Genomic DNA, 26783 nt, shown 5'->3' with positions numbered 1-26783 from the left:
CTGTAGAAACAAAAATGCCAGCATTTACGCTGGCATTTTTTATAATCTTTACGATTAAACGGTTAACGCATCGAGGCTTTGTTTCGCTTCGCTGATACCTTTTTGGTTAGCTTCTGGGCCCATGTTCAGCGCTTCGCCATAAACTACTTCCACGTCGGTGATACCGATAAAGCCGAGGAAGGTTTTTAAGAAAGGTACGATGTGATCCGTTGGACCATCTTTATGGGCGCCACCACGGGTGGTGATCAACACGGCGCGTTTACCTTCCACTAAGCCTTTAGGACCGTTTTCGGTATAAGTGAAAGTCACACCTGCACGGGCCACAAAATCAATCCAGTTTTTCAGCTGGGTTGGAATGTTGAAGTTGTACATAGGCGCGGTGATCACAATAGTGTCGTTCGCTTTTAACTCTTCAACTAAGGCGTTAGACAGGTCGAGCATCTCTTGCTGACGTGCAGTTAACTCAGCACCGCCACGTAGGCCAGAGGCAATTTCACCATCAACCATTGGCAACACATCTTTACCCGCTAAATCGCGAACTGTGATGGTCGCGCCTTGGTCTTCCCATTTACCGATCAGGTGGTCAACTAACAAGGCAGATTGTGAATAACCGCCAAGAATACTGGATTTTAACACTAGGACTTTAGACATAATCTGCTCCGAAAATTGAAATTCTTGAGAGTCTTTCAACTTGCTCTCGACTCTATGGGCTTAGTTTATTAGCCCATAAAAAAGAAAAAAAGCGGATAAAACTTGAGATTAATTTCGATTTTTTAGAAAGGTTTTACATTTTAGGCACACTGACATACAAGCCATCGAATTGGGCGCAGAGTTTGTCGTCACAAAAGAGTTGTACTTCGAGTTTGACTTTGGCTTTACGCCCCCGTTGCAACGGGCTTAAATCCGTTTCAGGCCAACGCACTTTGACCTCGGGCGCACAGGTCACGGGCGCCATGTAGCGGATATGGGCATCGGCTAACACTATGTCGCCATCCACCTGTTGAAGCAGCTGTTGCAGCCACACCATGCCCCAGCCAGTGAGGGTCATAAGGGTATAAATGCTACCCGCAAACATAGTGTTATGCAGGTTGATATTCGGCGCCAGTGGCGCACTCACGCGCAGCTCTCCTTCGACAAAGGAAACTGGCGCTATCTGCATAAACTCGCTAACGGGAATGGTGCTGTGCCAGGTTTGGCGCAATTGGTTTAATAATTCATCCATGTTCATATTCTTACTGCCGTTGGCACACTGTCTTGGGGTTATACCTGCAAATTGAAAGTAACTGGGCCATCGTTGACTAGCTCGACCTTCATGTCGGCACCAAATTGTCCCGTTTCAGTGGTCACGCCCTGCGCACGGCAAAAGGCGACAAAGTCTTCATACAGGCCAAGCGCTTGCTCAGGAGTACCCGCCCCCGAAAAGCTCGGGCGCAGGCCACGGCCAGTGTCGGCGGCCAAGGTAAATTGCGAAACCACTAAAAGCGAGCCACCCGCCTGAGTCAAATTGAGGTTCATCTTGCCATTTTCATCGGAAAACACTCGATAACTCATTACCTTAGTGGCTAATTTTTCCATCTTTTCGCGGTTATCTTCCCGCTCAACCCCAAGTAAAACTAACAAGCCTTTATCGATTGCACCTATGGTTTGATTGTCCACCACCACGCTGGCGCGGCTCACTCTTTGAATTAACGCGATCACAACTTTTCCTTTAAATTAAGACTTAACGAGGGGCATCAAGGGGATAGGACGCAGATACTGCTCCACACCTTCGGGTAATGACTGGGCAATTTCCGCTAAACCGCCATCGGTCCACAGCATAAAGCGGCGAAGTTCCTCGATTTCGACCTTATCGGCAAAGGTCACAGTGCCTTGGATTTGGATCACCGCGCCCTGCTCACGTAGCACGAATTTAGCAAAATTGAGCTTGGCATTCAGCTCGCCAATCACCGCTGGCAACTCAGGATTGGCCTGCAACTGCGGATGCACCGCATAAAAACGGTTCATCAGAATACGGTCAATCCCCGCTGCATTCATGCTGGGTTCGAGCATAAAGTCATTATTGCCAAACTGCACCGCAACCTTATCTGCCCCGACTTTGGTGGCTAAATAGTTGGCATTGAGCAAGGCCTGATACAAGGTATCGGCGGCGGCCTCGTTGGTCATTCCCGCCAATTGCACCACTTTAGGCGCCACGGGAGCGCGCGCCTCGGCCGACTCGACCACAGAAAATGAGGATTGAGACTCTGGGGTGGAAGATGAGGTGGCCGCGCAGGCAGTTAATCCCAAAATGGCGGTAATGATAACGGCTAATTTCATGCTAGCTCCTGTCGCTTTATCCAAGCCCACATGGCTTGGATCTCGAGTGTGACGGCAAGTGAGAGTATGTCACTATTCAGCGAATGCCCACCATCGACAATGGTATGAATTTGTATCCTAGGGTTGTCGATTTTTGCCAAAAATGCGGCTAATAAACGTGCCGGACAGACAGCATCCTGCGTGCCTTGTAATAGCAGGGTACGCGTTGTGACTTGCGATGTCACCCGCTGTAATACTCTGAACATATTGAAGTAATCGTTTTTTGCGTAGTGCAGCTCGATTTGAGCCAAGGCCAATAGCGGCGCAGCAAGCCGCTTCGGCAAGCCTGTTGGTACGCCCGCTAAGGTTAATTCCCATTGGATCCAACGGCGGGCAAATTCATGACGGGTTGCTTCATCTTGGGCGTTAAATCCTAGCTGATAGTGCGTAAATAAATCCGCCAAACCAATAGAAGGTGCAGCAAATTCACGGTAAGCCTGCGGATATAACTGCGCTGCACCCGAGGATGCATAAAGCCATTCAATACCCGCCTTGGAGGGAATAAACACTGCCCACAGCACTTGGGCAATCACTCGATGGGGAAATAAACCACTGTAAATTAAGGCTAAGGTAGCGCCAAATGAGCCCCCCGCGAGGCACCAACGCTCTATGCCTAAGTGAATTCGAATCGCCTCAATATCGCTGATAAGTCCATTTAAATGATTATGCTCCAACTCGCCAGTAGGCAGTGATTGCCCCGCACCACGTTGATCTAACAGTAAAATCCAGTAGTGCTCGGGGTTAAATAAACTCACTTCACTGACCGAAGCTCCCGCCCCTGGACCGCCATGCAAATACAGCAGCGGAATACCCTGCGGATTACCATATTGGGCAAGATGCAACTGCTGCCCATTGCCCATCATCAACCAATCACGGCGGATAAAAGGAGCAAGCTGATGGGCGTCAGTGATCATAGGTGGGATAAGGCTCGTTGAATGTCTTGGTGGATGACAACTTGGCTACGGCTTATCCAGTGTAGTCGATTGCGGCGCGTTTGCGGCAAGTTCACCCGTCGTATCAACCTCTTGGCTTGATTGGGCAGATATGGTTTCGGGCTTCACGGTGGGTGTATCCTGCGCCGCTAAGGGCTCACCATCGAGATTGGTTTCATTAATATCGCTGCTGGACTCATAGTCCAAATACTCAGGCATGGCCGCGGTAATTTCGGCGCCAAGCAGCACTATCATCCAAGATAAATAGACCCAAACGAACAGAATAGGAATGGTCGCCAATGCGCCGTAAATGGCCTCATAACTTGGGAATTTAGTCACATACAGCGCAAAGCCCTTTTTCCCCAACTCGAATAACAAGGCTGCCACGACAGCACCCAATAGTGCGTGCCAAAACTTCACCTTCTGATTCGGCACCACCATATAGAGCAGTAAGAACGCTGCCACCGAAAACAGCATAGGCAAACGTTCGATAAATAACGGCATAACCCCAGATAAGGTATTGCCCTCAAACAGTTTTAACGACACTACATAGGAGGTCGCGACTAGGCTTGCGCCCACCAGCACTGGGCCTAAGGTAATCACCATCCAATACATGGAAAAGGCCACGACTACAGAACGTTTTTCCTTAGTTCGCCAGATATTATTCAGCGACTTATCGATGGCGGAGATCAACATAATCGCCACCACCACGAGAGCCGCGATCCCCACGGCCGTGCCCTTAGAGGCATTGCCAACAAATTCATTGATATAGACTTGTACCGTATTGCCCGCCGCGGGCAGAAAATTCTCGTAAACGAAGGCTTCGATTTGGCCACGGATCCCCTTAAACACAGGGAAAGCCGACAACATGGACATAGTCACAGCCACCATAGGCACAAGGGATAACAGGGTGACATAGGCCAAGTGGCCGGCGCGAATATTGATTTGATCTTCCACTAAACGCTGACGTAAATGCAGCAGGAAGCGCCAGATCCCGAGGAATAAGACTTGAATTTGTGCCAGTTCTATCTTCTTAGTCACGGGTTTCTCTTGATTCTGTTGGTATTGACTCGTTATCTTCGTACAATAAACACTTAATTTACAAGTCTAAGGAGTGAATTGATGTCACAACAAGGATCTGCGGGCAACGTTATCGCCGCTATCGCCAGTCTGTTCTTTCCCGGCCTAGGTCAACTGGTACAGGGACGAATTATGGCTGCATTGCTGTTTTTCGTGGTCACTGTGGTTGGCTATGCCCTCTGGTGGTTAGTGGTCCCAGCGGTAATTGGTGCTATCTTTCACCTCTGGAGCATTATCGATGCGGCGCGTTTTAAGGCCGACTAACTTCATCTGACTCAGTGACGGAATACCCAATGAAAAGATTGATCACCTCTAGCCTGATAGCCGCAACGCTATTGCTGACGGGCTGCCAGAGCGCCTATTACGGCGCCATGGAAAAAGTGGGCTACCACAAGCGCGACATTATGGTCGACAGAGTGAAAGCCGCAAAAGAATCCCAAGAGGATGCCCAAAAAGAGTTCAGCTCAGCACTCGAGGAGATGCAAGCCCTGCTCAACCACGATGGTGGCAACCTCGAAAAGGCCTATAACAAGGCCAAAGATGAATACGAGTCAGCCCAAAGTGCCGCCGATGACGTGAGTAATCGCATCAATAAAGTCGAAGATGTCGCCGAGGCGCTATTCGATGAATGGCAAGCCGAAATCGGCGAGATCAGCAAAGCCAGCCTGCGCCGCAACAGTGAAACCAAGCTCAAGGAAACCCGCCGTTCCTACGAGCAACTGATGAAAACCATGCGCCGCGCCGAATCTAAAATGCCACCCATCCTTACCGCCATGAAAGACAACATGCTGTATTTAAAGCATAACTTGAATGCGCAAGCGATTGGCGCGATTAAAGGGGAATTTGCAAGCTTACAGACGGATATTTCAGGCCTAATCAAAGAGATGAACAAGTCGATCAACGAGTCGACCAAGTTTATCGAGGCCCTCGAAAACTCGAAAGGTTAACGCTCGCCGTCATCTTACCTTGTCAGCCTCAAAGGCTGGCAAGGTCGATACTCTCTTTAACCTTTCACAACTTCTACTGTTTGCCGCTTGCTTTACCACGACTGCCATTCTTATTCAGCGCCATCGCTTCCGCTTTATTCAACTCGATAAAATCCCCTAATCTCGCTGATTTTTTTTCATTCTCAGTACGCTATTGATACTTTATGGCATACTTGTTAGCTCAACGTTAATCAAGAGAATCTGTATGGGCCGAGCGACATGGATGGGTTTACTCACATTGGGAGCATTGCTGCTCATCTGCGTGACATTCACGACCAAGGCCGCAACGGCAGAGATATCCTGGCAGGATAATACGACCAGTCTCACCGACTTTCCGATGAGCTATTTTGTCGATACCTCGGAAAACATGCCCTTTACTGAAGTCACGCAGCAAACCTTTATCGACTCCAGCAATCGCGTATCCCTTGGCACAGCCGCCATCAAAACCTGGGCAAAAATCCCCTTAGTAAATACCAGCGATAGCCCACAAACCCTTTATCTACACCATCCCTACGCCTATCACAATCGCCAGGTTGGCCTCTATGAAACAGTCGAGGGGCAGGAGACGCAGCGCCGAATACTCGACCTCGACGACCCTAGCACCTATGGCTGGCTCTATGGCGGTGCGGCAGTATTTGAAGTCACACTCGCGCCACTGCAAAAGAAAACCCTATACGTCGAGAGCGTGTCCTTTTCACACCAATGGTTCTCAATCGATTTATACAACAAGGAACAATCCCAACGGGAATTGCTCGGCAGTTTTACCGATATCGCCGTGATGGTGGGCATGCTGCTGGCGCTGATTATCTACAACCTATTGTTATTTATGTATTCCCGCCAGCGGGACAATCTGTTTTACGCCTGTTACTTAATCTCAGGCGGGATCTGGATTGCCCTCTCCTACGGGCTGGTCGCCGAAGTATTCGCGTTTTACGGCTCAGCTAGCCTGTATTGGCACCTTACCCTGATGACCATGCCCATCTTTTTGATTTTGTTTATGATGGATATTTTCGAGACTCGGCAACATTATCGCTTCGAGCATTATGCCCTCGTCTTTGTGCTCGCCCTGTTAGTGGCCGAATTTTGTTACGGCGTGGTGGATATCGTTGGTGCGCTGCGCTATTCCAGCAGCTTGGCTGCCTTGATGATGTTAACTACCCTCTCGGTCACGATTTCGCTGGTGATAAAACGACATCCCATCGCGAAATACTTTCTCCTCGGTCATTGTCTTTTCGTCGGTTTTAGTGGTCTTGCGGTGATGTTTTACAAAGGCCGCGCCGAGTTTAGCTATCTCTCAAGCCACGGTGTCGGCGTGGGCATTATGCTAGAAGCGCTAGTGCTTGCCCTTATCATCGCCTATCGCATCCGTCTGCTCGAAGAAATTAAAGCGTCGCAGGAAGAGCTTAAATATCAAGCGGCGACTGATTCACTCACTCATTTGTTTAATCGCCGTCATTTCCACAAAGAAGCGCAGCGGATCTTCATGCAGGCGAGCGTGACACAACAACCCATGGCGGTGATTATCTGTGATATCGACCTGTTCAAACGAGTAAACGACAAATACGGCCACCTGATGGGCGATCAGGTCATTATCGATATTGCCACCACCCTCAAACAGCATGCGCGTAAATGTGACATAGTGGCGCGCTACGGCGGCGAAGAATTTATTATGCTGCTACATGACGTGTCCCTCACCGAGGCACACCAGTGCGCCGAACGCATTCGCAGCGCCGTAGCCGAGTTAAGCTTTATAGCCGAGACGCAAGAAGTGTTTACTGTCACCCTCAGTCTTGGGGTGGCGGCCGTTGATTTTGCCCATCCCCTAGAGCATGCCATCAAGCTGGCGGACGATGCCCTGTATCGTGCTAAACATCAGGGCCGTAACAATGTGCAATCCAGTGAAATCAATCTATTAGAGATGCAGGAAGGCATAAACTAACACGGCAAACCAAAGCGAGTGCCATCTCCTACTCTACAAAATCGACTCGGTCTATAGGGTGCTGTGTCGGCTTTGTGAGCTATAACTCGCTTTTACCACGGCATACTGTAAATATCGGATCTGCCGCACAATTTCGCTTTAGGCTCAAAAACTTATCCAACGAAAGCCACTCAGATGGAATACGTGTATTCTATTTGCAGTATTAACATGACTTTTATTGAATCTCTTACCCTGATGCTGGCCCTGATGTATATCGCATCCTTAAGTTATTGGAGCGGTAAAAAATGGGGCGCCGTTGCCACCTTACTCTTAAGTGTTGGCGCCGTAGCGATTAGCCTCTACTGGCCTTTGGCGCTCGCCCTAGCCATTGCCTTGCCGTTGTGCCTGATAGCCAACAAGTTCGCCCCTGAGGAATTAAAGGGCGAGATAAAAATCAACACCCTGCGCGAAGGCTGTCAGCATCTGCTCGCGCTCTCGCTGTTTATCGTCGCCATCCAATACTGCATCAATGCTATCCAGCTTAAACAAGGCATAGTGCCTTGGTTGATGCGCCCCGATGTCGCCGACGCCTTCTTGCCTATCGCGGGCGGAATTGAATTAAAAGCCATTTTGGCGCTCAACCTGTGGGACCAAACGCACCCTGCCGCAGCCGTCATGCTCTTCGCCGTGCTGCTCACGGGCTTACTCTGCAAACGCGCCTTTTGTGGCTGGGCCTGCCCATTAGGGCTTGCCGGCGAATACCTCTACGCCTTGCGCAAACGCTTTATCAAAGCAGAACTTGCGCCACCCGCATGGTTAGACTGGCCACTGCGGATGCTGAAATACTTATTGCTGCTGGGGCTGTTTTACATCGTCATCGGTATGCCTAGCGAATCGATCCCCTATTATCTACAGGGTAACTACCACAAGATTGCCGACCTTAAGATGGCGCTGTTTTTTGTCACGCCAGGGCTCATTACCTTAGCCTGCTTTGCTCTTATCCTCGCCTTAGCTGCGTGGCGTCGCCAAGGTTTTTGCCGCTACTTGTGTCCCTATGGTGCCATGCTTGGGATCTTAAGTTTTGCCAGCCCACTCAAGATCCGTCGCGATACTCAGCATTGCCTGATCGAAGCCAAAGGCATGAAATGCGATAAATGCACCCGCGCCTGCCCAGCCAACATCATAGTGCACACCAAAACCACGGTACGCAGCGACGAATGCCAAGCCTGTATGCGCTGTGTGGCCACTTGCCCTAAATCGGCGGCGCTCGGTTTTGGCCTCAAGTCGGGCCACAGAGTTAGCCATAAGGGCTTGTTAGTCCTGTTATTATTGGCACTCTTTGCCCTGCCGCTGGGCGCCTATTTATCCGGGTTCTGGCATAGCCAAACACCGGATAGTATCCGCATGGAGCTTATCCAAGTGATTGACCGCGTGGGCCATTAACTCTCTGATTTATTGATAAATAGATATAAAAAAGGTGCAGTCCAAGCTGCACCTTTTATGTTCACGCTAAGCTTAAGCACAAGAGATTAGGCAAGGTCGAACCTATCGGCATTCATCACCTTAGTCCAAGCGGCCACAAAGTCATGCACAAACTTTTCTTTGGCATCATCCTGCGCATATACCTCGGCATAAGAGCGCAAAATCGAGTTAGAGCCAAACACCAGATCGACGCGGGTTGCGGTCCACTTCACTGCGCCAGTTTTACGCTCGACTATCTCATAAAGGTTGCTGCCCGCAGGCTTCCAGTTGTAGGCCATGTCGGTGAGATTCACAAAGAAATCATTGCTTAACACACCCACTTTGTCGGTAAACACACCGTGACGCGTGCCGCCATAGTTAGTGCCTAACACCCGCATACCCCCAATCAGCACAGTCATCTCATGGGCGGTTAACCCCATCAATTGAGTGCGATCGAGCATCATCTCCTCGGGCTGAACCACATAATCCTTTTTCTGCCAATTGCGATACGCATCGTGCAAGGGCTCGAGTACGGCAAAGGATTCCACATCTGTCATTTCCTGCGTCGCATCGCCACGGCCGGGGATAAAGGGCACTGTGATTTTGACTCCCGCAGCGTGGGCAGCCTTTTCAATCGCTGCGGCGCCGCCTAGTACGATTAAGTCGGCAATGCTGACTTTTTTACTTAGGCTTGCCTGCAGCTCAGTCAATACTTTAAGCACCTTTTGCAGCCGCTCGGGTTCGTTGGCCTGCCAATCCTTTTGCGGTGCTAAGCGGATCCGCGCGCCATTGGCGCCACCACGGAAATCCGAGCAGCGGAAGGTGCGGGCACTGTCCCACGCCGTTGCCACTAACTCGGATACGCTGAGCCCCGAGGCTAATAATTTCGCCTTCAGCTCAACAATCTCACTGGCATCTAAACGGTAATCGACGCTTGGGATGGGGTCTTGCCAAAGCAAATCCTCATTCGGCACTTCTGGCCCCAAGTAGCGGCTCTTAGGCCCGAGATCGCGGTGGGTTAACTTAAACCAAGCGCGAGCGAACACCTCGGAGAAATAGGCGGGGTCTTGATAAAACTTCTCGGAGATTTTGCGATACTCAGGATCCATCTTCATCGCCATATCCGCATCCGTCATGATGGGATTAAACTTGCGATTCGGATCGCCCACAGAAACAACTTTATCTTCCTCTTTGATATTTATGGGTTCCCACTGTGAGGCGCCTGCTGGGCTTTTTTTCAATTCCCAGTCGTAATTTAACAGTAAGTGAAAATAACCGTTATCCCACTGGGTGGGATGAGTTGTCCAAGCGCCTTCGAGGCCACTGGTCACGGCATTCGCACCCGTGCCCGGGCCTTTTTTATTGAGCCAGCCCAAACCTTGGGCCTCAAGTTCTTCGCCCTCAGGCTCGGGGCCAAGATCCTGCGCCTTACCATTACCATGGCACTTACCGACAGTGTGGCCGCCGGCGGTTAAGGCCACGGTTTCCTCATCATTCATCGCCATTCGCGCAAAGGTGACACGCACATCTTGGGCGGTACGCAGGGGATCGGGTTTGCCATCGACCCCTTCAGGATTCACATAGATCAGCCCCATCATCACGGCAGCCAAAGGGTTTTCAAGGTCGCGCTCGCCAGAATAACGACTGTTGGGATTTTCCGTCGGCGCTAACCATTGTTTTTCAGAGCCCCAATAAATGTCCTTCTCGGGATGCCAGATATCCTCTCGGCCACCGGCGAATCCATAGGTTTTTAAGCCCATAGACTCGTAGGCCACATTGCCCGCGAGGATCATTAAATCCGCCCACGAGAGCTTGTTGCCGTATTTTTTCTTAATCGGCCAGAGTAAACGGCGCGCCTTGTCCAAGTTGGCGTTATCGGGCCAGCTATTGAGTGGCGCAAAGCGTTGATTGCCCGCTCCCGCGCCGCCACGGCCATCGGCAACTCTGTAGGTTCCAGCCGAGTGCCATGCCATACGGATCATCAGGCCGCCATAGTGTCCCCAGTCGGCGGGCCACCAATCTTGGCTATCGGTCATTAAAGCATTGAGGTCGCGCTTCACCGCGGCGAGATCTAAGCTGTTGAAGGCGTCGCGATAGTTAAACTTAGGATCCATAGGATCCGTCTTCTTATCGTGCTGGTGCAAAATATCGAGATTAAGTGCCTTAGGCCACCAGTCCATATTGTTGCTGGCGACCGCTGAATTCGCCCCATGCATCACGGGGCATTTACCTTGGGAGCTTTGCGTCTTGTCCATTGAATATTCCTTTCCTTAGCTTGCACTAACGGGAGTAGCGCGCCCTAAAACTCTTGCTAGACACACTACGGTCGAAACGAGAGCCTTCACAGTTTGCCAAGGCTTATTGGCAATCTTGTGACAGCAAAAAAGACAAATTTAGTAACAAAGACAATGCCATCACTAGGGATTGGCCTAACCATTAACCCTAGGCTAGATTCAACAAAACACAATCGAAATCGGTCAAAAGTCGCTATTTTGTGAACCAGTTCAGGATTAAAAATTAGCCAATTGAGGATAACAAAAATAGCAACAATGAACAAAAAAGCCGCTAAACGAGTTAGCGGCTTAATTTGATTGAGCGCTTTGAACGATTAGTTGAGCGTCTCCAACTCGCCGTTACGCCAAGGTTCAATCACAACCTTAATATGTGGATTCGGTTTCATTAATTGCTTGAATGCCCCCGATACCCCATCCATGCCCACTTTACCCGTGAGCAGCTTACTCCAAGGAATAGTGCCCTGGGCTAATTCCGCTAAACAGGCAGCAAATTCATCTGGCTGATAGTAGTAAGAGAAACGCATATCCAGCTCTTTCACTGTGGCATAGGCGTAGTTGATATTCGCTTCTGCGGTGTGAATACCCGTCACAACGATAGTTGCCTTAGCTGGCGCACGCTTCACAAAGCCTTCGATCAACTTGTGAATACCCACGCATTCGAAAATCACCACACGATGGCCTGCGGCAACTTCGGCGGCATAGGCGACTTCGTCCTGCTCACCTGGGTTAACAGTGTGAGTCGCACCAAATTCACGGGCTAATTGCAGTTTTTCGCCCTGTAGGTCGGCCGCAATAATATTGCGTACTCCGCGTAGATGCAGTGCAGAAATGGCTGCTAAACCAATTGGGCCACAACCCACCACTAATGCCGTATCTTCTGCGCCGACGTTCCCCCGATTTACGGCATGTAACCCTACGGCTAAGGGTTCGGTTAGCGCCACGGCTTCTGGTGGTAAATGGTCAGGCACAGGGATTAACAGCGCTTCATCGAGAATAAAGTACTCTGAATAGGCCCCATTAATACCGGGAGTCACCCCCACACCCGCACAATTTTGGCTCATCAGAATGGGAACAGACGTCACCCGAGTGCCAAGCGCTAAGGCTTGTTGGGTCTGTGGACCAAACTCGACAATTTCAGCACAAAACTCGTGACCTAACATCACTGGAGCGTGGTTATCAATCCCCTCAGGCATTACCCCGAGTTTACGATAGAAATCGAACACTTCGTTGTAGTGGCGGGTAATGTGAATATCTGAGCCACAGATCCCACAGGCGAGACTACGTACTAACACTTGGCCGGCCTGTGGCTTAGGCAGTTCAACCTGTTGCAGGCTGACTTCACCATCCTGCATCACTATTGCCTTCATTGTGGGTGCATTCATCATGCTCATTACGGGATCCTTATTCAGCATCGCTCATGCGCGCTAACGCACCGGGTTTGATGTAACGCGGCTTAATTCCCTGCGCTTTTGCAGCCGCCAAGAGCGCCTGCTCAATCCAGCCTGCATCCATAATAAACATGAAGTTACCATCGGCATCGAAGTTAACGTTCACCCCAGTAATCACCATCACCCCATCGGCACCTTCAGAATCCGCTGGGCAATGGAAAGTGTGGATAGAACCGCCTGGCTCATACAAGTAGCTGCCCGCGGTTTGCGGTTGGTCTGGGTATTCAAGGTAGTTCCAACGACCCGCTAAGGTATAGAAATGCACCACACCCGTGTGGAAATGCTTAGGTAAGGTAATACCCGGCTTAAACTTAGCGCGGATCACCCAAACCCCGTTTTCAGGGTCTAAAAATAATGGGTACACATCAACGCCCGGCAGCGCATCTTTGATGATCTGCTCTTCGTTGGTATTGAGGGTTAATAAAAAGTCTTGATGATTAATCACTTCTGGTAGAGCCATGTTTGCATTCCTCATTGTTGTTATTGTGTTTTTGGTCGAGCGACCACTACCCCAGCAGTGGATATTTAAAATTTTCAAAGCCGTCGGAGGCGTTCACTGTGCAGCCATTGATGCAGTTTGCCTCGTCACTGACGAGAAACGCCACCACATCGGCAATCTCATTCGGTTGGGTAAATTCTTGACGCATTTGCTCTTTACGAATGTGTTCCCACAACCCGAGCGCCTCGTACTGACGCAGCATAGGCGTGTCGACACGGCCCGGCGCCACGGCGCAAACCCGCACACCAAGGGGCGCCAATTCAAGCGCGGCGCATTTGGTCATCATGTCGACGGCGGCTTTACTGACGTTGTAGGTGAAGGTCATTTCTGAGGCGATCTGCGCGTAAACCGACGAAGTATTTAAAATCACGCCCCGAGTACCTTGGGCTTGGAATTGACGGCCACCGGCGAGGATGCCGTGGTACACGCCTTTTTGGTTTACATTGGTGACAGGTTCAAAATCATTAATAGGATCATGCTGTAACAGCGGCTTAGCCAAGCCTATGCCGGCATTATTGATCAGAATATCGAGCTGACCGAACTGGTCAGCCGCATGCTTGACCATGGCTTCAACTTGCTTGTAGTCGGTCACATCGACGCTAAAAATCACCAACTTATCGGCGGGAAAATCGCTAAATACTTTGAGCGCCTCGGCCGACAGATCGGCGGCAACAACGCGAGCCCCCTCGGCGAGTAGTTTACGGATGATAGCTTGCCCTATGCCCCCGGCAGCCCCCGTCACCACAGCGGTTTTATTCAGTAAACGCATAGCTGTCCTCTTTTTATATTTATCAACTTCATTATTAAGACGTTGTTAATTTAGATGGTTAATTGCACATCTTCTTGACTTATTACGAGCCAAATTTGATATATTGCGAGTCTTATAACAAAGTGAACTAAGCGTCCCATGTACCTAGTCCGAAGTGGTGCCGTTGCTCAATTCGAGCAACTGGTCCTAGAATTGGGGGAAAACCCCATAGAAATGATCCATCAGGCTGGATTGCGTCAGGCGCAGTTTCGCGATCCCAACACCTATATCGCTTATCCGCGGCTAGCCGAGTTATTGGAAATTGCCGCTCAGCGCTGCCAGCACCCCTTGTTTGGGTTAATGTTGGCCCAGCGACAGACTTTGCATGTATTGGGTGATTTACCTATGCTGGTTTCCCGCGCGGCCACTGTGGCCGATGCGCTGGCCCGCGTGAATGACTATCTGTATCTGCACGCCTCCGGCGTATCATTACAACTGCAATCTCAGGGTGAGATTGTCCGCCTTGCACTATCGATGAATGTTCACAGCCCTAGGGGCATAGAACAACTGATGCAAATGAGCGTGGCGCAACTGGCGATGTTTGTCTCGAGCCTGCTGAATATCAATATCAGCAACATTCCTTTGTATTTATGCCAGAACAAACCCAGCGAACTGGAATCTCAGCGCCTTTCCCACTCGCTGCGTTTTCGCGAGCCCTTTAATGGCGTAGTGCTTAAAAGCTCACAACTCTTGGGGCGTAACTATCACGATGAAGAGGCGCTTAACCGCCATCTCCAGTCGCACCTGCAATATTTACAGAGCCGCTACCCCGACAACCTTGCCGACCAAGCACGGGACTTAATCCATCGGCTGCTGCCCACGGGAGAATGCTGCATCGAACGGGTATCGACGGCGCTGGGTTTACACGAACGCACCCTACAAACGAGGCTGCAAGAGACGGGGCAAAGCTATCGACAATTACTACAGGATGTTCGGCAAAATATCGCCCAACAGCAACTCAGCTACGGCACGCAAACCATCACCGAACTCGCACTGCAACTCGGTTATGCCGAAGTCGCCGTGTTTAGTCGCCACTTTAAAACTTGGACAGGATTGTCCCCAAAACAATGGCAACAACAGTATCGTAAGGGGCGAATTGAGGATTGAAGGCTGATAAAAAAGCCCCGCTAAGTTGCCTTAGCGGGGCTTTATTCACGGTGTAGTCACTTTACGCGACGACACAACCACCATTAGCCGCGGCTAGCGCGCTTACGGTCGTTTTCAGTTAAGTGTTTCTTACGAACACGGATGCTCTTAGGTGTTACTTCAACTAATTCGTCATCATCGATAAACTCAAGAGCTTGCTCAAGAGTTAAAGTGATTGGCGTAGTCAGTACTTGAGCTTCGTCAGTACCAGAAGCACGCATGTTAGTTAGCTGCTTACCTTTCAGACAGTTAACTGTCAGGTCGTTAGAACGTGAGTGGATACCCACAACTTGACCTTCGTAAACTTCGGCAGCGTGGCCAATAAACAGACGACCGCGATCCTGCAGACCGAACAGTGCGAATGTTAGCGCCTTACCAGTCGCGTTAGAGATCAATACGCCGTTCGCGCGTTGACCGATATCGCCACCTTTGTGCGGGCCGTAGTGATCGAATGAGTGGTAAATCAGACCAGTACCAGAAGTTGCAGTTAAGAACTCAGTTTGGAAACCGATTAAACCACGGCTTGGGATGATAAAGTCAACGCGCACACGGCCTTTACCGTCAAGCTGCATGTCTTTCATCTCAGCCTTACGTACACCCAGCTTCTCGATGACAGTACCTTGATGCTCTTCTTCAACGTCAACGGTCAGAGTTTCGTATGGCTCACACAGTTCGCCATCGATGGTTTTTAAGATTACTTCTGGACGAGAAACCGCTAATTCGTAACCTTCACGACGCATGTTTTCGATCAGGATAGATAAGTGTAATTCACCACGGCCAGATACCGCGAAACGGTCTGGGCTGTCGGTTTCTTCAACACGCAGTGCCACGTTGTGCACTAATTCTTGTTGCAGACGCTCAAGAATGTTACGTGAAGTCACGTACTTACCTTCTTTACCTGCGAAAGGTGAAGTGTTGACTTGGAAAGTCATGGTCAGTGTTGGTTCGTCAACTGACAGTGGTGGCAGCGCTTCAACATTACCTGCGGCACACACAGTGTCAGAAATCTTCAGCTCACCTAAACCGGTAATCGCTACGATGTCGCCAGCGTTTGCTACGTCAACTTCGGTACGCTCTAAGCCCATGTAACCTAATACTTGGCCCATTTTACCGTTACGAGTCTTACCATCGGCGCCGATCACGGTCACTTGTTGGTTAGTCTTGATGCTACCACGCTTGATGCGGCCAACACCGATAACACCCACGTATGAGTTGTAATCGAGCTGAGAAATTTGCATCTGGAATGGACCTTCAGCGTCAGCTGCAGGTGAAGATACTTTTTCAACGATAGTTTGGAACAGTGGCGTCATATCTGTGCCAACTTCATCCGGATCTAAGGTTGCGAAGCCGTTTAACGCAGAAGCGTAAACCACTGGGAAATCTAATTGCTCGTCAGTCGCACCTAAGTTGTCGAACAGGTCGAATACTTGGTCGATAACCCAATCAGGGCGAGCACCAGGACGGTCAATCTTGTTGATAACAACGATTGGCTTTAAGCCTTGGGCAAACGCTTTCTTGGTTACGAAGCGAGTCTGTGGCATTGGACCGTCAACGGCGTCAACCAGCAGTAATACTGAGTCCACCATAGACAGTACGCGCTCAACCTCACCACCGAAGTCGGCGTGGCCAGGGGTGTCTACGATGTTAATGCGGTAGTCGTTCCACTTGATGGCAGTATTCTTTGCCAGAATCGTGATCCCACGTTCCTTTTCAAGATCGTTGGAGTCCATCACCCGCTCAGTAGCTTCTCCCCGGGTTGCAAGGGTTCCTGATTGCGACAGCAGCTTGTCAACCAGGGTCGTTTTGCCATGGTCAACGTGCGCAATAATGGCGATGTTACGTAAATTCTCTAGCACGGATAAACCTCTTACCATCAAACAAAAATAGGGATATTTCAATATTCGTTATAGCAATCTACGTTGAGTCGCCATAAAAAAGCGTGACATTCTACTCCAGAGCGGCCTCGCCGCACAGGATTATTTTTGAACACTTATAAAACAATTTTTTGAGCACTGTGCTCAAAAGGTACTCTCTCGCCCGAGTCAAATAGCCTAAATGCACCGTTAATGCGCAGGCAATTCGCCAGTTTATCTTGTCATCAACTAAGCTAAGCAGCTGAATTCACTGTTTTTCACTCTGCGCTACTTTTGCCGCTCGGCCCAAAGCCGCCATAAGTATAGTCAATCCACGCCATCAAGCCGTGACGCGCCAGAGTGAGCAGCGAAATAAGCCCGGCTGGCGCCATTTAGCGATTTCAGCGGATAACTTTGGCCTCAGTTTCAACAAACTCTATTCCCCATTGCGAACAACGATTTTAATGCTTTGATAATTAAAAGTTATTCAATATATCCAACCATAACTGTCTCGCGAAAAACAGCTTAGGTTGCCACAGTTTTGTGACATTATTGCGTGCGATTGAAATAGTGAGCTTGCACGGTTATCTCACCTCACTAATGTGCTAGATTCATGTGCTTTGTTTGGTTTCGAACGCTGTCAAAAGCCAGAATTGAGATATCAATCCAGCTTGTCCATGAGCTTAATGGGCCGACGAGTTCGGGATAAATGGGCGTAGCGAGATTGCACTCAAATACCGTGCACTAAAATGGTGTTGTAACGGTGCGCACCAAAATGGATTAATGCACCAAAATGCCACATACAAACGCACCAATATAGTGCAGAACTGAGTAAATTGTTGTGTACTAAAATATATAGCCTTTTATTATCAACATCTTAAATTGTTGGCATAGATATCGCTATATAGCTTGTAAGTTTGGCTCAAGCGCGACTTGAGTTAAAAGATTATAGAAGGGACATCCCTTTACCCTACCGGAGACTTGAGAATGTCAGTTGAATCAGTTTTAAAGCAACTTGAAGAATTAGAAGTTAAGTTTGTTGATTTACGTTTTACCGACACCAAAGGTAAAGAGCAGCACGTATCTATTCCTGCTCATCAGGTAGACGCTGATTTCTTCGAAGACGGCAAAATGTTTGACGGTTCGTCAATCGCTGGCTGGAAAGGCATTAACGAATCAGACATGGTACTGATGCCAGACCCAACCACGTTTGTATTAGACCCATTCACCGAAGAAACCACTGCACTGATCCGCTGTGACATTCTCGAGCCAGGCACTATGACTGGTTATGACCGCGACCCACGTTCTATCGCGAAAAAAGCGGAAGAATACTTACGCTCTACCGGTATCGCTGACACTGTATTAGTTGGACCAGAACCAGAATTCTTCCTGTTCGACGACGTACGTTTCGGTACTGACATGTCTGGTTGTTTCGTGAAAATCGACGCTAAAGAAGCGGCATGGAACTCTGGCACTAGCTACGAAGGTGGTAACACTGGTCACCGTCCATTCGTGAAAGGCGGTTACTTCCCAGTAGCTCCTGTTGACTCATCACAAGACTTACGTAGCGCTATGTGTTTAGTGCTCGAAGAAATGGGTCAAGTCGTTGAAGCTCACCACCATGAAGTGGCGACTGCGGGTCAAAACGAAATCGCAACTCGCTTCAACACTCTGACTAAGAAAGCGGACGAAATCCAAATTCTGAAGTACGTAGTACACAACATGGCTCACGCCTACGGTAAGACTGCGACTTTCATGCCTAAGCCAATCGTTGGCGACAACGGTAGCGGTATGCACGTTCACCAATCTCTGTCTAAAGACGGTGTGAACCTGTTCGCAGGCGACAAATACGCTGGTTTAAGTGAAACTGCACTGTACTACATCGGTGGTATCATCAAGCACGCTCGCGCGCTGAACGCTTTCACTAACCCAAGCACTAACTCTTACAAGCGTTTAGTGCCACACTTCGAAGCGCCAGTGATGTTAGCTTACTCAGCACGTAACCGCAGCGCTTCAATCCGTATTCCAGTTGTACCAAGCCCTAAAGGCCGTCGTATCGAAACTCGCTTCCCAGATCCACATGCAAACCCATACTTAGGTTTCGCAGCACTGCTGATGGCGGGTATCGACGGTATCCAAAACAAGATCCATCCAGGCGAAGCTATGGATAAAGACTTGTACGATCTGCCAGCGGAAGAAGCGGCTGAAATCCCACAAGTAGCGACTTCATTAGAAAACGCACTTGAGAACCTGCAAGCTGACCACGAGTTCTTAACTCGCGGCGGTGTATTCAGCGAAGATTTCATCCAATCTTATATTGCACTGAAATCTGCAGAAGCTGAGCGTGTAAGCCGTACAACTCACCCATTAGAGTTCGAGATGTACTACAGCCTGTAATGGCTAACGGCATCGATTAGCTGCACAACATCTAGCAGCCCCGACAGTCTTCTGTCGGGGCTTTTTTATCTCTATCGCTCTGTGATTCCTAATTATTCCCCCTGCATATTCGACACCTCTACATATAAACCCTAACCTCTCGCTGTTATTTGTCCATTTGTTATCGACTGGTGATGTAGGACGCGTAAAAAGTAAAGGCTTTGTAAATTCAATTAAGAACGATTCTTGATTACAACTATAATAATGCGTCTTTTTTGGAGCCAAACACGGAATACTCTCCATTCATATTCAGTTAGCGCATTGAATTCAAAACATTAAAAACGCTTTCTGGGTCGCGAGAAAATGTCACCACAGTGCTGTCCTTTTGGCTTCTCATGTACCTGTTGTTTTGATGGAGAATGCTATGCCTAAGTCTATGGGGCCGATAAGCCTAGTCGCCGCCGCAGTTATCTGCCAACTGGGGCTTATTAATGTGGCAACAGCCACTGAAAACGAGATGGAGCGCATGGTGGTCTCCGCAACCCGTTCACCGACCCAAATCAGCGATCTCTCCAGCACTGTGTGGATCATTGATGAAGCCAGCATTCGCGAGCAAACCGATAGCGGCAAAGGGATTAAGGAAATGCTCGCCGCCTTAGTGCCGTCGATGGATGTGTCCAGCCAAGGGCGCACCAACTTTGGCCAGAATATTCGCGGCCGCGCCATGGTGGTATTAATCGATGGCGTGTCGATGAACACCTCCCGCAGCATTAGCCGTCAGCTAGACAGTATCGATCCATTCAATATTGCGCGCATCGAAGTACTGGCTGGCGCGTCGGCTATCTATGGTGGTGGCGCACTGGGCGGTGCCATTAATATCGTCACTAAAAAAGCGGCGGACAGCAGTGATACCTTCGAAGCCGAAGCAGGATTTAAGTCCGGCTTTAATAGCAGTGATGATTTAGATTATCGCACCGCGCTGGCGGTTACCGGGGGCAGCGATTCTGTTAAGGGGCGCTTCAGCGCCGCTTGGCAGGAAAACGGCCAGTGGTTTGATGGCAGTGACAATCCTGTGATGCTGGATATTTCCCAAACCGGAATGCAGTACACCCAAGGTTATGATTTGATGGCGAATATGGATTGGCAGCTTGCCAATGACGCCAGCCTCAGCGCCATGGCGCAATACTATCGAAATGGTTCAGACGAAGAACATGGCCTGTATATGGGTGAGAACTTCTCCGGTGTCACGGGCGATGCCTCAGTGCTGGAAACCCGTAAAGGATTGGACGCTGACCGCAGCCCCGCCACCGAGCGCACTTTACTGAATCTGTCCTACTCCCAGGATGAGTTTCTGGGTCAAACCCTGTATTTACAAGGCTTTTATCGCAAAGAGAATCTGGATTTCCACCCGTTCCCCTATGTCAATGAAACCAGCGGCGTCTACAACTTCTCAGCATCGGCCCAAAACACCAGCATCTATGGTTTGAAGGCGGTCGTTGAATCCAAACCCGTCGATAGCCTCACACTCACTTGGGGACTAGATTGGGATAAAGAAAGTTTTGATTCGAACCAAATGAGCTTCGACCTCGATGCTGCCAACCAACACGGCGGCTTAGTGATGCGCGAGCTGTTCACTACCGGCCGTTATGTCGACTTTACCGTCGAGTCTATTGCGGCATTTATCCAAAGCAGTTGGGAGATGAATAGCTTTTTGGTGCTAAACGCTGGCTATCGTTATCAACACATGGAAAACAGTGTTGATGATTTTATCGGTTATAACCAACAGGTGGCGATCGCCTCTGGCAAAGCCACGGGAGCCGATGCCATTAAAGGCGGCAGCACCGACTATAACATAGGCTTAGTCAACCTCGGCTTGGTGGCCAAGTTAAGCCAAGACCAACAACTCTGGCTTGCCTATTCCCAAGGCTTTGAACTGCCAGACCTATCGAAATACTATGGCCGCGGCACCTACAAGGCCGATGCCGACGGTTACTTACAGCTGCAAAACAGCATCAATATCAATGATACTCGCCTTGATGGGATCAAGACCGACTCCATGGAACTGGGATGGCGTTATCTTGCAGACCGTTGGCAGGCGCAGGCCAGCGTCTACTACGCCGTGTCTGACAAGGTCATTGAGGTTAACAGCAAAGATCTGACCATCAATGTCAAAGACCAAGATAAACGCAGCTATGGCCTAGAGGCACAACTGAACTTTGACATCAGCTCCGACTGGCAAATCGGCACCAACCTGCATTTGGTGCGCAGTGAAGTGAAGGATGAGAATAATTGGGTCGATGAAACCGTCACTTACGCCTCACCCTCTAAAGCCACTGCCTTTATTGGCTGGCGCGGCGAGACACAGAAGATCCGTTTACAGGCAGAGCACAGTTTTAGCGCCGAATCTGACTATCGCTTCAAAACCAATGATGGCCTAGCGAGTGAGCTTGATAGCTACACGACGCTGGATTTACTGGGCTCTATCGATTTACCCGTCGGTACCCTGAGCTACGGCATCGAAAACCTGCTCGATAAAGACTACAGCACCCTATGGGGCCAACGAGCGGTGTACTTCTACAGCCCGACCTACGGTCCTGAGTCTATGTTCGACTACCACGGCCGTGGCCGCACCTTTGCCCTCAATTATCAACTAAGCTGGTGATAACAGGCTAAAAGGTATCAATCACTTGCGTTCAGTCTTCCGCTAAGGTGGTTGAGTAATAGCAAATGCCACAAACAAAAAACGGTCCCCAAGTGGACCGTTTTTTTATGCTGATACATGCAGGATCAAGCTGATTATCTGCAACGACCAAGGCGTGAACCCGTGGTAGTGATTTTGTCGCAATCTTTTTTGGTGACTTTCTTCTCGGCGCTGCTTGCCACCGTCGAATCGGCGTCAGTATCACTGACCGATGCGCAGCCACTCAAACCTAATACGGCAACGGGTAACAGTATCGCAATCCATTTTTTTAGCATTTTATTCATCCTGATTAACTGGTGATATTGGCCTTGGGTATTTGCATGTAACCCAGAGTGCGTAAGCTAATCAATAAACGCTCGTGGCACAACGCAATAGAGGAGCCAATCAAGGTAAATACACCTTTCTACTGACGTGCATTCGCCGTGGCTAATACGTCTCAACAGAAGCTGTCGCGTTAACAAGAGCCGCATCGTCCGAAATCAGATGAAGAAAAGACTCAAGCACGCTGGTTACCCGTTAGCCCACAACCAAGCCAAAGCCAAAAAACAGTTTATTTCCAATCCCTTCTTGCACTTATGTGAATGACTCGCTAGCTTGAACATGTCCATGCTGCATGATTGATCCCTTTCATTTGGGCGCTCCTAATGACTCACCGAAACAATGATAAAAATAACAATAGGCGCTTAGCTATGTGGCAAAAACTCAAACCCTATCAAGACTCTATTGTGCTGCTCAGCGCATTATTACTCGGCGGCATTATCGGCATCTATTGGCCATCCTTGGCACTCAAGCTCAAGCCATTAGGGCAAATCTTTTTAAATCTGTTGTTTATGATTATCGTGCCCTTAGTGGCGATCAGCGTAACTTCGTCGATAGCCCGCATGACGGACTTAAAAAAGCTCGGGGCAATTTTAGTGTCGATTATGGGCGTCTCGATTCTGATGGCGATTATTCCCGCCGTCGGCATCACCTTACTGGCACTGATGTTTGATCCAGCCCAAGGTGTTACTCTCGATCTTAATCAAACCATTAGCGACACCTCGGGGAAGATGGATTTTGTGGCGCTGCTGACCACCAATGACTTTTCTGGATTGCTCTCCAAATCCAATATCTTGGCGCTTATCATCATGTCGGTGATTGCCGGCATCGCCATAGGTCAATCGGGTGAAGATGGCCGTAAAGTCTCGGCACTGCTCGACAGTTTTAATACCGTCATCATGAAGATTGTCAGCATTATTATGCTGGCTGCCCCCGTCGGCCTTGGCGCTTACTTTGCCTCCACCATGGCGAGTCAAGATCCACAGCTTGTGGTGACCTTTGCCCGCGCCGTGGGATTATTTTTAGTGGCCTGCTTTATCTACCTTACCGTCGGCTCCACCTTTTATGCCTGGCTTGGCGGCGGCATGCACGGGATTAGACAATTTTGGCGCCACGCCCTAGAACCCGCAGTGACCGCATTAGGCACCACTTCCTCCCTCGCGACGCTGCCCGTCACCTTAAGGGCGGCGCTGAAGATGGGGATAAAACCCGAAATCGCCGATATCAGCCTGCCGCTGCTGGTGAATTTAAATAAGGGCGGCGCATCCATTATCACCGCCTTGAAGATTGTATTTATTTACTCTCTGCTCGGTTTAGATTTTACGGTCGATGTGTTTATGGTGACCATACTCATTTCCGTCCTGTCCGCCTTCATCATTGGCGGCGTGCCGGGCGGCGCCTTCCTTGGGGAGATTTTTATCGTCACCACCTTAGGGTTACCGATGGAAACCATCCCCATTTTAGTGGTGATAGGCGCCATTACCGACGCACCTTCCACCGTTATAAACGTCGTCCATGACCTGAATGCCAGCCAGATTGTTGAACGCCTCAACCGCAAACGGATTGAGTCATAACAGGGCAATTGCCGAATAATTGACAACGAAACTCATCTGATTAGAATGCCAAACCATTGAAACAGAGCACATTTGTGCCGAGTAAAATCCGCTATGCTGCCACAGTAGCAGAATGCTGAGTCGATCAAACGAGTCTGCCACATGGAAGCAATGCGGTTTTTTATACATAAACAATGGAGTGGTTATGCGTTGGTTGGCTTGGTTAGTTGTGTGCGGGCATCTCACCGGATGCGCAGCGGTAACGTCGAGAATGGGAGCAGATTCAACCTGGGGTCACTCTTTTTCGAGTGTGCAAACGGCTGTCGATAATGGCGAGGAGTGTGTGGTGATATCCGCGATATCCGCTCCGCCTCTGCTGCTGTTTACTATCCCACTGACACTGGTGGATATGGGCGGCTCACTGGTAGTCGATGCAGTGTTGCTACCCGTCGATTTGGCAATTACCCCAAGCAATCCAGAGCTTCGCACCCCGCGGTCTATGTTCTGTCGCTATAACTACAGCATTTAAACACACCCATAAATGACCTTAGCCTCAACCAGTGAGGCTAAGGGTTAATGTCCCATCGACATCGGGGACAACAAGATCGCCTTAGCGCACCCCATTCATAGCCGCTTCGAGCAAGCCCTGTTCAATCCATTAACGATGGGCTTTTATCACCTCCAGCAACTTCGCGATATCGGCCTCATCGTTATAGATATGCGGCGATACGCGTATTCCTAAACTGCGGGCATCGACACTGATATTCGCCTCCGCCAACGCCGCCATGATGGGTGCTTGGCGCTCGCCAAATTGTAGGATCAAGGTGCCACTGCGTTTATCGGCTTCCCGTGGCGAGACCAACTCACATTCCAGTGTTTGGACGACCGTCTCCATCAACTGCAAGTTATGTTCACGCATCGCCAGTGAACCAATATTGGCAAAATATTGAATGCTGTGAGCAGCAATGGCATAGGGCGCGATAGAAGGCGTACCGCCCCAAAACCGCAGCGCAGTTGGGTGATAGCGGAAATCATGGATATCAAACTCGAAGGGGTTTTCATGGCTAAACCAACCCACATCCTGCGGCTGACACTGGGGCAAAATCGCCGGATTGACCCACAGATACGCAGCACCGGGGCCAGAGCATAACCATTTCACACTCGAACCAATCATAAAATCTGGCTGTAGCTTGGCTAAATCCAGCGGCAAAATCCCAGCCGATTGCGCTACATCCACGAGACTCAAGCAGCCACGCTCACGGGCAAGGGGAATGATCTGCGCCAATGGCGCCTGCTGACCCGTATTGGAATAGGCATGGCTAACAAAGACTAAATCGACATCGGCACAAATATGCGCGTCCCACACATTGGGGTCGGTGACATCTAAGCCCTTGGGAATAAAGCGCAATTCACAACTTGCGGGCAATGCCTTTTTCAGGGCAAACCCCATGCTGGGAAAATCAATCTCGCTCATCAGCACCACGGCGCCATCACGATTTAATCTATCCAGTGACATCACCAACTTGGTCAAGGCGCTCGATAGATTTACCTGCGGGCAAAAGTCCTGCGGCTGACCATTGAATAGGCTCGCCAGCGCCGCGGTAAAGTTATCGATGACGCCCAACCATTGGCCCCATGGCTCGCGGCCAGACTCTTGCCAAGGCGCAAAAAACGCCTGCTTAAACGCCTGTTCGGTCGATTTGAGTGGTCGTCCCACCGAATGGTTAAGCAGATAACCAGGGCCTGCGAGGCAAAAGTCCTGTTTTACATTTAGCAGCATGGCCTTACCTTAAACTGTCTTTGAGTTTTTTCAGATCGTAATAACGGGTGCGAATATCGTTGCGTAATACCGCGGCGCGCCTGTCCCTTAAACGCTCGAGGGAGCCAAGCAGCACATGCAATGGTGGGCCACTGGCGGTGACCTTGGCTAAATGTTGCTGCTCCATATTCACCGAAGGCTCGGCAATGTATTTAGTCACCAACTCATTGTGGTGTTGAATGGCGGTTTCGCCATGTAATTCACAAACTTCGATAAACAGCTTGAGATTTTCTTGATACCAATCCTGCTGCACGCAGGCCTTTGACTGTAAAAAATCATCCATCAAATTCGGGCGGCGCATACACTCCCGCAGGATTTGTTGGTCCTCTGGCATCATGTATAAAAACTTATCCACCAGCATTTGCGAATAGGCCGATTCGTTTGCAAAACAGAGACCTAGGGTTAAATCGATGACGTTAATCCCGGCAAAGTCGCCAGCATTGGCGCCGCGATATACCACAGAGCCAACTCGATAGGGTTTGTAATAGGGACGCACACAATAGAAAAAGCGGTCGGTATCTAAACGTTTGAATAACTGCTGATTTGACTCAATCACATCCTGCAATGCCTGCTTGGCGACCCGCAGTAAATCGTGGCTAATCGGATGAGAAATCCCCAAGGGCTGAATTTTTAATAAGGCATCGCTGGCACGCTTATAGGCCAAAATGCCCTTAGTGTTGTAATCCACAAACAGCTTCTCGTCGGGCAGATCGGTAAAGCGTTTGTAGATACCATTGTGGGCACGGTTATGGGTGGTCAAATGAGCAGTAGCAAAGCGTGGCGTCACGCCGATGGAGGCGCCGATATGCATAGCGAGCGCCGAAGCTTCTACCAGTGGCGAAGTGGTTTCCCGTGTCGGTTCGGTAATTTCATGGCGACGACAGGCGGCCATATACAGGCCGACATTCCCCAACAGGTCGAAGGCACTGTCAAACCCTTCATCGGTATTGCCTTCATCGAGCAGCGCCTTAATCAGTTCGCGCCCTTCACTTTCTAGTGTTTGTTTAGGCTCGGTGCCGATATCTTGCACATTGGCACGATCGCTCTGCTGGTAATAAAGCTGTTCGAGCTGGGAATTGAGTTCCACAAAGCGACTGCGGATCCACTCATCGAAGGCTTCGGTGTTATAGGTGGCAGGTTTCACTTGGACATCCTTGGAAATTGTTATGGTTATTTTTACCGGAGCAAGTACTGATAGACGCGTTTTTACTTGGCGACTGGCGTCTTTAGCGTATC

At 49.7% G+C, this 26783-nt stretch carries 23 protein-coding genes; 9 read left to right on the top strand and 14 right to left on the bottom strand.

Annotated features, from left to right (window positions below):
- Positions 1 to 54 precede the first annotated feature (54 nt).
- The 6 genes from azoR to K0H60_RS01875 all read right to left on the bottom strand — a co-directional run bounded on the left by azoR (position 55) and on the right by K0H60_RS01875 (position 4328).
- Positions 55 to 651, bottom strand: coding sequence for an FMN-dependent NADH-azoreductase (gene azoR / locus K0H60_RS01900; RefSeq protein ID WP_011715548.1), 597 nt, complete (start codon positions 649 to 651; stop codon positions 55 to 57).
- Between the two features lie 133 nt (positions 652 to 784).
- Positions 785 to 1222, bottom strand: coding sequence for a thioesterase domain-containing protein (locus K0H60_RS01895; protein ID WP_220057078.1), 438 nt, complete (start codon positions 1220 to 1222; stop codon positions 785 to 787).
- 38 nt (positions 1223 to 1260) lie between these two features.
- Complete coding sequence (gene dtd, locus K0H60_RS01890; protein WP_109287122.1) at positions 1261 to 1698, bottom strand: D-aminoacyl-tRNA deacylase; 438 nt, start codon at positions 1696 to 1698, stop codon at positions 1261 to 1263.
- A gap of 15 nt (positions 1699 to 1713) precedes the next feature.
- A complete protein-coding gene (locus K0H60_RS01885; protein WP_220057077.1) occupies positions 1714 to 2316 on the bottom strand; it encodes a hypothetical protein in 603 nt (200 codons plus the stop codon).
- The gene (locus tag K0H60_RS01880) at positions 2313 to 3269 is read right to left on the bottom strand and encodes an alpha/beta fold hydrolase (protein ID WP_220057076.1); all 957 of its coding nucleotides are present in this window, start codon (positions 3267 to 3269) and stop codon (positions 2313 to 2315) included. Before K0H60_RS01880 ends, K0H60_RS01885 begins: the two co-directional genes overlap by 4 nt.
- Positions 3270 to 3314: 45 nt before the next feature.
- The gene (locus K0H60_RS01875) at positions 3315 to 4328 is read right to left on the bottom strand and encodes a virulence factor BrkB family protein (protein WP_220057075.1); all 1014 of its coding nucleotides are present in this window, start codon (positions 4326 to 4328) and stop codon (positions 3315 to 3317) included.
- Positions 4329 to 4409: 81 nt separating this feature from the next.
- Between K0H60_RS01875 and K0H60_RS01870 the strand changes: the two genes are divergently transcribed.
- The 4 genes from K0H60_RS01870 to K0H60_RS01855 all read left to right on the top strand — a co-directional run bounded on the left by K0H60_RS01870 (position 4410) and on the right by K0H60_RS01855 (position 8714).
- Positions 4410 to 4631 carry a hypothetical protein gene (locus K0H60_RS01870; protein WP_088212584.1) on the top strand — a complete coding sequence of 74 codons (222 nt, stop codon included), beginning with the start codon at positions 4410 to 4412 and terminating at the stop codon, positions 4629 to 4631.
- A 29-nt stretch (positions 4632 to 4660) separates the two neighbouring features.
- Positions 4661 to 5314: a DUF2959 domain-containing protein gene (locus K0H60_RS01865; RefSeq protein ID WP_220057074.1), complete on the top strand. Its 654-nt coding sequence runs from the start codon at positions 4661 to 4663 to the stop codon at positions 5312 to 5314.
- 244 nt (positions 5315 to 5558) lie between these two features.
- Entirely contained in the window at positions 5559 to 7292 is a 1734-nt protein-coding gene (locus K0H60_RS01860) for a GGDEF domain-containing protein (protein ID WP_220057073.1), read from the top strand.
- Between the two features lie 207 nt (positions 7293 to 7499).
- The gene (locus K0H60_RS01855) at positions 7500 to 8714 is read left to right on the top strand and encodes a 4Fe-4S binding protein (protein ID WP_220057072.1); all 1215 of its coding nucleotides are present in this window, start codon (positions 7500 to 7502) and stop codon (positions 8712 to 8714) included.
- An 86-nt stretch (positions 8715 to 8800) separates the two neighbouring features.
- Here the strand turns inward: K0H60_RS01855 and katG are convergent, their stop codons facing one another.
- The 4 genes from katG to K0H60_RS01835 all read right to left on the bottom strand — a co-directional run bounded on the left by katG (position 8801) and on the right by K0H60_RS01835 (position 13742).
- Entirely contained in the window at positions 8801 to 10987 is a 2187-nt protein-coding gene (katG, locus tag K0H60_RS01850) for a catalase/peroxidase HPI (protein WP_220057071.1), read from the bottom strand.
- Positions 10988 to 11340: 353 nt separating this feature from the next.
- On the bottom strand, positions 11341 to 12417 hold the full coding sequence (locus K0H60_RS01845) for a zinc-binding dehydrogenase (RefSeq protein WP_220057070.1): 1077 nt from the start codon (positions 12415 to 12417) through the stop codon (positions 11341 to 11343).
- Between the two features lie 10 nt (positions 12418 to 12427).
- Positions 12428 to 12934, bottom strand: a complete 507-nt coding sequence (locus tag K0H60_RS01840) for a 2,4'-dihydroxyacetophenone dioxygenase family protein (RefSeq protein WP_089068692.1) — start codon at positions 12932 to 12934, stop codon at positions 12428 to 12430.
- Between the two features lie 46 nt (positions 12935 to 12980).
- Positions 12981 to 13742 carry an SDR family NAD(P)-dependent oxidoreductase gene (locus K0H60_RS01835; protein ID WP_220057069.1) on the bottom strand — a complete coding sequence of 254 codons (762 nt, stop codon included), beginning with the start codon at positions 13740 to 13742 and terminating at the stop codon, positions 12981 to 12983.
- A gap of 138 nt (positions 13743 to 13880) precedes the next feature.
- On the opposite strand from K0H60_RS01835, the gene K0H60_RS01830 reads away from it, so the two are divergent.
- A complete protein-coding gene (locus tag K0H60_RS01830) occupies positions 13881 to 14888 on the top strand; it encodes an AraC family transcriptional regulator (RefSeq protein WP_220057068.1) in 1008 nt (335 codons plus the stop codon).
- 83 nt (positions 14889 to 14971) lie between these two features.
- Here the strand turns inward: K0H60_RS01830 and typA are convergent, their stop codons facing one another.
- On the bottom strand, positions 14972 to 16783 hold the full coding sequence (gene typA / locus K0H60_RS01825; protein ID WP_011715535.1) for a translational GTPase TypA: 1812 nt from the start codon (positions 16781 to 16783) through the stop codon (positions 14972 to 14974).
- A 984-nt stretch (positions 16784 to 17767) separates the two neighbouring features.
- Here typA and glnA point away from each other — a divergent pair.
- Positions 17768 to 19177, top strand: a complete 1410-nt coding sequence (glnA, locus tag K0H60_RS01820; RefSeq protein ID WP_011715534.1) for a glutamate--ammonia ligase — start codon at positions 17768 to 17770, stop codon at positions 19175 to 19177.
- Positions 19178 to 19580: 403 nt separating this feature from the next.
- Positions 19581 to 21818, top strand: a complete 2238-nt coding sequence (locus tag K0H60_RS01815) for a TonB-dependent receptor (protein WP_220057067.1) — start codon at positions 19581 to 19583, stop codon at positions 21816 to 21818.
- Positions 21819 to 21952: 134 nt separating this feature from the next.
- Here the strand turns inward: K0H60_RS01815 and K0H60_RS01810 are convergent, their stop codons facing one another.
- A complete protein-coding gene (locus K0H60_RS01810) occupies positions 21953 to 22132 on the bottom strand; it encodes a hypothetical protein (RefSeq protein WP_220057066.1) in 180 nt (59 codons plus the stop codon).
- 414 nt (positions 22133 to 22546) lie between these two features.
- Between K0H60_RS01810 and K0H60_RS01805 the strand changes: the two genes are divergently transcribed.
- Positions 22547 to 23749 carry a dicarboxylate/amino acid:cation symporter gene (locus tag K0H60_RS01805; RefSeq protein ID WP_220057065.1) on the top strand — a complete coding sequence of 401 codons (1203 nt, stop codon included), beginning with the start codon at positions 22547 to 22549 and terminating at the stop codon, positions 23747 to 23749.
- A 250-nt stretch (positions 23750 to 23999) separates the two neighbouring features.
- Positions 24000 to 24257, top strand: coding sequence for a YceK/YidQ family lipoprotein (locus K0H60_RS01800; RefSeq protein ID WP_258405781.1), 258 nt, complete (start codon positions 24000 to 24002; stop codon positions 24255 to 24257).
- Positions 24258 to 24386: 129 nt separating this feature from the next.
- On the opposite strand, the gene K0H60_RS01795 is transcribed toward K0H60_RS01800, so the two are convergent.
- On the bottom strand, positions 24387 to 25508 hold the full coding sequence (locus tag K0H60_RS01795; RefSeq protein WP_220057063.1) for an aminotransferase class V-fold PLP-dependent enzyme: 1122 nt from the start codon (positions 25506 to 25508) through the stop codon (positions 24387 to 24389).
- A 4-nt stretch (positions 25509 to 25512) separates the two neighbouring features.
- A complete protein-coding gene (locus K0H60_RS01790; RefSeq protein WP_220057062.1) occupies positions 25513 to 26691 on the bottom strand; it encodes a PrnB family protein in 1179 nt (392 codons plus the stop codon).
- Positions 26692 to 26783 lie beyond the last annotated feature (92 nt).

This window comes from Shewanella mangrovisoli (genome assembly GCF_019457635.1).
GTDB lineage: Bacteria > Pseudomonadota > Gammaproteobacteria > Enterobacterales > Shewanellaceae > Shewanella > Shewanella mangrovisoli.
The sequence above is the reverse complement of the archived record's forward strand: the minus strand, read 5'-3'. Positions and strand labels throughout refer to the sequence as shown.